The organism is Streptosporangium minutum (genome assembly GCF_002149035.1).
GTDB lineage: Bacteria > Actinomycetota > Actinomycetes > Streptosporangiales > Streptosporangiaceae > Streptosporangium > Streptosporangium minutum.
In genome coordinates this window covers 1-5,885 of record NZ_NGFP01000388.1, presented here as the reverse complement: position 1 = coordinate 5,885, position 5,885 = coordinate 1, and the positions used below count along the sequence as shown (strand labels likewise).

Annotated in this window: 8 protein-coding genes; 2 read left to right on the top strand and 6 right to left on the bottom strand. The window is 72.1% G+C overall.

The features are described 5' to 3' along the window. The 6 genes from CA984_RS42160 to CA984_RS42135 form a co-directional block, all read right to left on the bottom strand. Positions 1-243 (bottom strand): Flp family type IVb pilin (locus CA984_RS42160; protein ID WP_086578918.1); only part of this gene is annotated, 243 nt, incomplete at its 3' end. A gap of 2 nt (positions 244-245) precedes the next feature. Then, positions 246-1,181, bottom strand: a complete 936-nt coding sequence (locus tag CA984_RS42155) for a type II secretion system F family protein (RefSeq protein ID WP_086578917.1) — start codon at positions 1,179-1,181, stop codon at positions 246-248. Then, positions 1,174-2,061: a type II secretion system F family protein gene (locus tag CA984_RS42150; protein WP_086578916.1), complete on the bottom strand. Its 888-nt coding sequence runs from the start codon at positions 2,059-2,061 to the stop codon at positions 1,174-1,176. The genes CA984_RS42155 and CA984_RS42150 overlap by 8 nt, the downstream gene beginning before the upstream one ends. A 46-nt stretch (positions 2,062-2,107) precedes the next feature. Further along, positions 2,108-3,409, bottom strand: a complete 1,302-nt coding sequence (locus CA984_RS42145) for a TadA family conjugal transfer-associated ATPase (protein WP_031170876.1) — start codon at positions 3,407-3,409, stop codon at positions 2,108-2,110. After that, positions 3,406-4,161, bottom strand: a complete 756-nt coding sequence (locus CA984_RS42140) for a CpaE/TadZ family protein (RefSeq protein WP_031170874.1) — start codon at positions 4,159-4,161, stop codon at positions 3,406-3,408. The genes CA984_RS42145 and CA984_RS42140 overlap by 4 nt, the downstream gene beginning before the upstream one ends. A 1-nt stretch (position 4,162) precedes the next feature. After that, positions 4,163-4,828 (bottom strand): hypothetical protein, encoded by a 666-nt coding sequence (locus CA984_RS42135; protein WP_242676477.1) that lies wholly within the window; start codon positions 4,826-4,828, stop codon positions 4,163-4,165. Between the two features lie 372 nt (positions 4,829-5,200). Here CA984_RS42135 and CA984_RS42130 point away from each other — a divergent pair, with 372 nt between their 5' ends. Beyond that, the gene (locus CA984_RS42130; protein WP_086578915.1) at positions 5,201-5,467 is read left to right on the top strand and encodes a hypothetical protein; all 267 of its coding nucleotides are present in this window, start codon (positions 5,201-5,203) and stop codon (positions 5,465-5,467) included. A gap of 224 nt (positions 5,468-5,691) precedes the next feature. Next, positions 5,692-5,885 (top strand): hypothetical protein (locus CA984_RS42125; protein WP_133061950.1); only part of this gene is annotated, 194 nt, incomplete at its 3' end.

Sequence of the window (5,885 nt, the reverse complement as noted above, 5' to 3'; positions counted from 1 at the left end):
GCCCCCACCTCCGCCACCGCCGCCGTCGCCACCGCTGTTGCCGAACTGGGTGGAGATGTCGTCCTGCTTCTGCGTGACCAGGGTCTGGATGAGCGTGGCGAGCCCCAGGGCGACCCCGGCGATGATGGCCGTGATGATGACCCACTCGACGGCCGAGGCCCCCCGGGTCGGGGCGTTGCGTGCCCTGTCGATCCGCACGCTCAGGAAGGCGGTCGTATAGACGATCCACGGATGGTTCAGCATGGTCAGGACCCCAACATCTTCATAGCGGCCGGAAAACTCAGGAAGATCACGAAGCCCGCGCAGAGCAGGAGCTGGGCGACGAGCATCGACTGGGACCGCTCACCCGCCTGCCCCTCCACCTCGGCGAGCTCACGGCGCCGCAGGGTCGCGGCGCGGGCGGTCAGGGACGCGCGGACCTTGGCGCCGTCGTCGGCGACCAGCCCGAGCGCGGCGGACAGGTCGCGCAGCTCGTCGACGTTGATCTCGTCGCCGAGCTGCCCGAGGGCCTGCCAGGGGGTGATGCCGACGATCCTGGCGTTGCCGAGCGCCTCGCGGATCCGGTTCATCGCCCAGTTGGCCCCCTCGTCGTCGGCGCCCGGACTGCCCACCGAGACCGCCATCATCAGCGCCTCGGGCACGCCGCGCCCGCCCGCCAGGTTCATCGCGACCAGGTCCAGGAAGGCCCCGACGACGTGCCGGAAGTCACGGCGCATCCGGGCCGCGTCCCGTTTGATCTGCAGGTCGGGCAGGATGAAGAAGACCCCGGCGGCGGCGAGGGCGGCCCACAGCGGGATGGTGGGCGAGACGCCCCACCCCATCACCGCCAGCCAGCCGAGCAGCAGGGGGAACGCCAGCAGCCCGGACACCGCCAGCAGCATCTTGGTGGCCAGGAACCCCTCGAACGACTTGCCGAGCAGGGCCAGGTCCGCCTTGGCCGAGCGGGCCTCCCATCCCCGGGCCGCGTAGAAGCGCGCCAGCCGTACGCCCAGGCCGCGCCGGAAGGCGCTGACCTCCTCGTCCGGCAGGACGAGCTGCATGCGCGGGACGGTCGTGCCCTCCCGGGCGGCGTCCAGTGCCAGCAACCGCGTCACCAGCCCCGGCCGGGCGGGGAACAGCGCCCGTATGAGCAGGAAGAGGCCCAGTCCGAGCACCGATCCCACGAGCAGCGGTTCAGTCATCGCGCACCTCTCCTCCCGAGGGCAGGCCGAGCAGACGGGCGGGCTTGTCGAAGTGGGCCAGGCGGCGCATCCAGGCGAAGCCGGCGCCGAAGAACCCGGCGACCACCACGAGCACGGCCTGGCCGAGGGGGTTGTCGTACTCCTCGACGTAGGAGGGGTTGAACACCACCAGCGCGACGGCGAAGGCGACGGCCGTACCGACCACGATCTGCACGCTGCGCCGGGTGGAGCGGCGCTCGGCCTCGACCCGGCGGCGCATGTCGAGCTCCTCCCGGGCCGAGACGGCGAGCGCGCCGAGCACGTCGCGCAGGCCGGGGCCGCGCAGCTTGGAGTTGAGGATCAGCGCGGCCACGACCAGGTCGGCCGAGGGGTCGTCGAGCTCGTCGGCGAACAGCCGGAGCGCGTCGGGCAGCGGCATCCGGGTGTGCAGGCGGTCCACCAGGGCGCGCAGGTGCGGGCGGAGCATGGGGGCCGCGGCCCGGATCGAGGAGGGGATGGCCTGCTCCAGGCCGGCCGCTCCGGCGATGGTGTCGCGGAGCGACTCGGTCCAGGCGGCCAGTCCCTCCAACCGCCGCATCGCGGTGCGCTCCTCGGCCGCGCCGCCGGACAGCCCCCGCCAGCCCAGGGCGAGGAGCACCGCTCCCACGGCCATGACCGGCCAGCCGGTCACCACGAGCACGAGCAGGCCGGCGATGGCGCCCACGGCGGAGCGGGTGGACAGGGCCCTGAGGAGCTCGCGCCTGCCGGCTCTCTTCCCCGGCCTGGAGGGCCGCGGGCGCGTGCCGTACAGGGCGAGGCCGAGCAGGAACAGCCCCGCGCCGACCCCCGCCCCGGCCAGCAGCGCCAGCGGGTCGAGCAGGCCGGGCGGCAACGGGATCACGGCCGGCCTCCCGGGTGGCGGGCGGGCTGCCCCGCCGGGACGGCGATCATGCCCAGCCTCCCGGGTCGTAGCCGTGGTGGGCGAGCTCCTCCAGGCAGGACAGCGGGGCGTGCGGCAGCACCCGTCCGTCGGGGGACAGGGCGAACACCTCCGAGGAGAGCACCCGGCCGTCCACCCCGGCCACCTCGCGCACGCTCGACACGAAGCGGCGCAGCCTCCCGCCGGAGGCGTAGTCGTTGCGTTTCTCGATGAAGACCACGAAGTCGATCGCGCCCGCGATGAGCATGTGGGTCGCCTCGATCGGCAGGCGTTCGGCGGCCTGGAGCGCGTAGGTGGCGATGCGGTTGAAGACCTCCATCGAGGAGTTGGCGTGGATGGTGGACAGCGAGCCGTCGTTGCCCTGGGTCATCGCGTTGAGCATCGTGACGATCTCATCGCCGAGCACCTCGCCGACGATCACCCGGGACGGGTTCATCCGCAGCGAGCGGCGGACCAGCTCCGCCATGGTGATCTCACCCTGGCCCTCGGAGTTGGGCAGCCGCTGCTCGAAGGCCACCACGTTGGGGTGGAGCTCGGAGAACTGGTCGAGGCCGAGCTCCAGCGCGCGCTCCACGGTGATCAGCCGTTCGGCCGGCGGGATCTCGTTGGCCAGCGCGCGCAGCAGGGTCGTCTTCCCGGCGTTGGTGGAGCCGGAGATCATGATGTTCTTCCTGGCCGCCACGGCGGCCGAGAGGAAACGGCCCACTTCAGGGGTGAGCGTGCCGTTTCCCACGAGGTCGCTCAGGAAGACCTTGCCCAGCCGCGAGCGGCGGATGGAGATCGACGGGCGGACCGTCACGTCCATGACCGCCGAGAGCCGGGAGCCGTCCGGCAGGCGCAGGTCGAGCTGGGGGTTGGCGGTGTCGAACGGCCTGCTGGACAGGCCGCTGTAGGCGGCGAGGATCTGGATCAGCTCGACCAGCTCGTCGTCCGACTCGGCCACCGGCTCGCGCATGATCTCCTGGCCGTCGGCGTAGCCGACGAAGACCCGGTCGCAGCCGTTGATGTCGATGTTCTCGACCTCGGGGTCGTCCAGCAGCGGCTGCAGGCGGCCGACGCCGAACAGCGCGGCGTGGATCCCGGCGGCGAGCGCCTCCTCCTCCTCGGCCGTGGGCGGGGTCCTGCCGACTCCGATCTCGCCGCGCGCGAACTCCTCCAGGACCTGCGCGATCAGCGCGCGGGCGAACTGGCGCTCGTCCTCGCCGGTCATCGGCACCAGGCCGCTGGCCTGGTCCAGGCGGCGCTGGTGGGCCAGCCGGTCGCCGACCTCCTGCCGGAAACGCTTCACCAGCGTGTGGTCGATGGTCATGCGGCGGGCTCCGGGGCACGGACCTGGGAGGCCAGGCGCCCGGCGAGCTCCCGGGCGGTGCGGATCAGCAGGGAGCGGTCCAGGCGTCCGCCCCACTGGCCGCGCAGCAGCTCCGCGCCCTTGGGGTCGTGGGCGAGCCCGCTGACGAAGGCGACCTCCCTGCCGGTGGCGGTGACGATCCGGCGGACCTCGTCGATCGTCGTGCGGTACTGCCGGGGGTCGGCGATCACCACCACTCCCAGCTGCGGGTCACGGGGCATCACCTGGAGGCGTTCGCGCAGGTGGGCGACGTGGTCCAGGCTCGCCCTGGTGAACAGCACCACCATCGCGGCCTCGGCCGTCAGCTCGGCCGTCTCGGGGTGGCCGCCGAGGCGTCCGCAGTCGGCCAGCACGTCGGCGTGGGGCATCGCGGCCAGCGCCCGGCCGAGCGGGCCCCAGAGCCAGGTCAGCCCGGCGGCCTGCTCGCCGTGGGTCAGCCCGGCCAGGACGTCCAGGCCGCCGACGATCTTCTGGGTGTGCTCGTGGATCTGGTCGGGCTGCAGGCCGCGGCGGGCCATGGCGCCCAGGGTGAGCAGGCCCCGGCCGGGGTTGAGCACGCCGCCGTCGGCGGCGGGGAGGCGGTAGGCGAGGTCCCCGCCGGCGGGGTCGCACTCGGCGAGCAGCACCGGGCGCGGCCAGACCGCGCCGAGGGCGGTGGCCGCCGTGGTCACGCCCGGCGCTCCCTTGTCCGCGGCCAGCACGATGAGGGCCACGTCAGCGCGCTCCCGGCAGCTCGGCCAGGGCGATCTCGCCGTTGGAGGCGTAGGCGGCGATCGTCGGGGACACCGTGGCGTCCACGATGATCGTCACCTGGCCGGACACGCCGTTCCTGCCGGCGGCTCCGACGCTGTGGACCAACGCGGCCTGCGCGAGCACGCGGCTCTGGGTGCCGGCTCCCTCGCCCCGCCCCGACACGTGGATGACCTGGACCCGGTCGCCCTGCAGCAGGGTCGAGGGGAGCTGGCCGGGTTTGAGGGCCAGGCCGACCTGCGCCTTGCCCGGGCCCAGCTCCGCGCTCGACGAGACGACCATCTTCCCGGTCAGCAGGGTGCCGGGCAGCAGGGTGACGCGGGCGTAGTTCTCGGAGACGCGGACCCTGTCGGCGTAGGCCACGTAGTCGATGCCGGTGTCGGCGATCTGGACCTCCCGCATCGCTGTCTGGGGGATGCGCTGGCCGGTGCCGACCTGCTGGACGATCTGGATCGCGGTGACCCGGTCGCCGCTGCGCAGGACCAGCAGGGTGGTCGCGAGCGCGCCGCCCAGGATGAGCAGCAGGGCGAGGGCCGCGAGCGCGGGCCTGCGCTCGCGCGGGGGAACGGGGAGCTTGCGCGACGCCGGTCCCGAAAGGGCGCCCGCCGGGCTCTGCCGCTCGGCGTTCACCCCGGGACGGTTCGTTGGCTTCTCACTGGTCCTCATGGGCAGGGGGACTCCCAGAGTGATCGCAAATAGGGGGACTACCGGTTGAATTTACGCCATTATGCGCACCATGCCGATGAACTGCCGGACAAAAGCCAGGACCCATGCTCGTTTGATAGGAACGGGTCTGTCAACGCCGATCTGGAAGAAACTGACGGTTTGGCTAGGTGACAGATGACTTATCTGGGTGATAAGGATCTGGATTAACCCTCGCAACAACCACCCCAGTATTTACACCGGCATTCCGGCGAAAGCCCCGTCCCCTTCACTCCGCGGCCGGACGACCGTGCGCTTCCCGTCACCCTGAACCCGTTCAAAATGTGTCATCCTTACGCCATGGCCAACTGGTTCAGGCGTGGCACACCGGGCTCCGGGCGTATCGGGCTCCTGCGGGCGGCGGTCGGGCGGCTGCGCCACCGCGGGGCCGAACGCATCGCGGGCGCCCCGGCGACGGAAAAGGTCGTCGAAGGCCTGCACCGCGCGGCGACCGGGCTGGCCGAGGTCACCTCCGAGGTCAGCGCGTACGCCGGGCTGCTGGAGGAGAAGACCGGCGAGCTCCACGCCAGGGCCCGGGCCCGGCGGGATCCCACCGGATCCGGGTGAGTTTTCCACAGCTCCGTCCGGAGAATCCCCAGCCTCTCCCCGCCGCCAAATCCACAAAAGCCCATTAAGAACGGCATAACTGGTCAACACCGCCCGACAGTTGTCCACAGGCCAGCACGTTTTCCACATACCGGGCCGTGCCCCACGGCATTGCCGCAAACAGCTCCTCCCGGGCCGTCGCCACTCTGTACCTTGGACCGGGGGCCGACCCGAGGAGAGCGGCGATGCGGATCATGCTCACCGTGCTCAGCGAGCACGCCGACCGCGATGTCGTGGTCGAGGGCGACGAGACGACCACGGTGGCGCGGCTCGCCGAGTCGCTGGCCGGGCAGGGCGGTGAGCGTCCGACCAACGTGGTCCGGCTGACACGCAGCAAGGCGCCCTACGGGCTGGACCACGACTCCCCCGGCACCGAACC